Below are 2,050 nucleotides of genomic sequence, written 5' to 3' on the forward strand. Positions count from 1 at the left end.
GAGTGGGCTGACGCCCAGGCGGTCCCGGTGGAGGAGGTCATCGTGCTGGTGACCACCTCGAAGGCCTGCCGCGGATCCCGCCCCGGGCCCGCCGAGGCGGGGATCAGGGTGGTCAGGTCGGGTGCTGGTGCATCGGGCGCGGTGAAGGACGGCTGCTCGGCCGGCGCCCCCGCGCTCGGATCGGCAGGCGTGGCCGGGGTATCCAGCGGCCCGGCCGGTGGCTCGACGAACGCCTCCGGCCGCTGTTGCGGCGCGTACTCGGGTCCGTCCCGCCAGGTCGCCATGGGCCCATCGTAATTGCCTTGCTGGAACGACGGGCACCCGGCCGAGGGCTGTCGGGGGGAGCCGGCCGCGGGAATGCCCACGGTTGGGCGGTGTCCACTAGGCTTGATCGGAGCCGGCGGGAGCATCCCCGCCCGGAGACGATGCCAGGAGTGAGGATCATGCCGGTAGGCAAGGTGCGCTACTACGACGCCGAGAAGGGTTTCGGCTTCTTGTCCAAGGACGAGGGCGGCGAGGACGTGTACGTCCGTGCGTCCGCGCTGCCGGCTGGCGTCACCACCCTGAAGCGCGGTCAGAAGGTCGAGTTCGGCGTCATCGCGGGCAAGAAGGGTGAGCAGGCGCTCAGCGTCCGGCTGATGGAGGCCCCGGTGTCGCTGTCCAAGGCTCAGCGCAAGAGCCCCGAGCAGATGGCGATCATCGTCGAGGACCTGATCAAGATGCTGGACGGGATCGGCAACGGTTACCGCCGCGGACGCCACCCCGATTCCAAGATCTCCGGCAAGGTTGCGTCCGTGCTGCGCGGGGTCGCCGACGAGTTGGAGCTCTGAGGTGCCGGTGACCGTCGAGCTCGACACCGCCTGCGCGGAGGCTGTCGACCTGGCCAGGGCGGCGGCGGTCCGGCGTGCCGGCGTCTTCGGCGTGGGTGAGCACCGCGGTGTGACCGCTGACGGCGTTCGGGTGGCCACCCACTACTTTGCTGTGGACCACCCGGCCTACCCGGGCTGGAATTGGGCGGTCACCGTGGCGCGGGCCTCCCGCGGCCGGGTGGTCACGGTCAACGAGGTCACCATGGTGCCCTCCGACGGTGCGTTGCTGGCCGCGCCCTGGGTGCCCTGGGCCGACCGGATCTCCGGCGGCGACATCACTCCGGGTGCGCTGCTCCCGACCCCGGCCGACGACGTCCGCCTCGAACCGGGTTACACCGGCGGCGAGGACGCCTCCGACCCTGACCCTGCCGAGTCCTCGCAGATCCGTGCGGTGGTGGCTGAACTCGGACTGGGACGTGAGCGCGTGCTCTCCCCGGTGGGACGTGACCTGGCTGCCGAGCGTTGGATCTCCGGCGACGGCGGCCCGGACAACCCGATGACCCAGCAGGCCCCCGCGCTGTGTGAGACCTGCGGCTACTTCCTGCCGCTGCAGGGCAGGCTGGGCGAGGTGTTCGGGGTGTGCGCGAACGAGTTCTCGCCCAGCGACGGCCGGGTCATCAGCCGGGACCACGGCTGCGGCGGCCACTCCGACGTGGGCGAGCCTCGCCGCGGCGTCGACCTCGGCCAGCCGATGTGGGACACCATCACCACCGACGAGTTCCTCTTCGACTGAGTTCCTCTTCGACTGAGTTCCTCTTCGACGAGTTCCAGCCGCGTCCCGTCCCGTGCCGGGTCGGGCTGTGCCGTGCCAAATCCGGTTCGAGATCGAGGGTCGAGGGGGATATTCCCTCGGCTGGCGGCTTCGTACCGGATTTGGCGGGGGCTCAGTCGGTCGGAGCCGGGTCCGCCTCGGCCTCGGAGCGTTTGCGGCGGTGGGATCGCACCCAGACCACTGCCATCCCGACCAGGCCGATCCCGACCCCGGTGACACACACCCACAGCCACCAGCCCTGGCCGGCGGCGTTCAACGCGTCTCGCTGCAGCCAGAGCACAACCGTCGCGATCACGAAGGCAATCGTGCCGATGGTGACGATGCCCGTGCCGTCCGGATCGAGCGCACGGACGGGTGCTTGTACCATAAGCGGCGCGTGGTGCTGATTATCCACGGACTCAACCTTAGG

At 70.2% G+C, this 2,050-nt stretch carries 3 protein-coding genes and 1 pseudogene; 2 read left to right on the top strand and 2 right to left on the bottom strand.

Annotated elements, in window-relative coordinates:
• A pseudogene (locus tag VB059_RS08155) lies at positions 1 to 284 on the bottom strand (hypothetical protein); the annotation flags it as partial.
• A gap of 159 nt (positions 285 to 443) precedes the next feature.
• On the opposite strand from VB059_RS08155, the gene VB059_RS08160 reads away from it, so the two are divergent.
• Positions 444 to 830 carry a cold-shock protein gene (locus VB059_RS08160; protein ID WP_323416470.1) on the top strand — a complete coding sequence of 129 codons (387 nt, stop codon included), beginning with the start codon at positions 444 to 446 and terminating at the stop codon, positions 828 to 830.
• A gap of 1 nt (position 831) precedes the next feature.
• A complete protein-coding gene (locus VB059_RS08165) occupies positions 832 to 1,602 on the top strand; it encodes a DUF3027 domain-containing protein (RefSeq protein ID WP_416339526.1) in 771 nt (256 codons plus the stop codon).
• 151 nt (positions 1,603 to 1,753) lie between these two features.
• On the opposite strand, the gene VB059_RS08170 is transcribed toward VB059_RS08165, so the two are convergent.
• Positions 1,754 to 2,050: DUF2530 domain-containing protein (locus VB059_RS08170; protein WP_323421524.1), on the bottom strand; the 297-nt coding region annotated here is incomplete at its 5' end.

It is taken from the genome of Raineyella sp., from assembly GCF_034933565.1.
Classification (GTDB): domain Bacteria; phylum Actinomycetota; class Actinomycetes; order Propionibacteriales; family Propionibacteriaceae; genus Raineyella.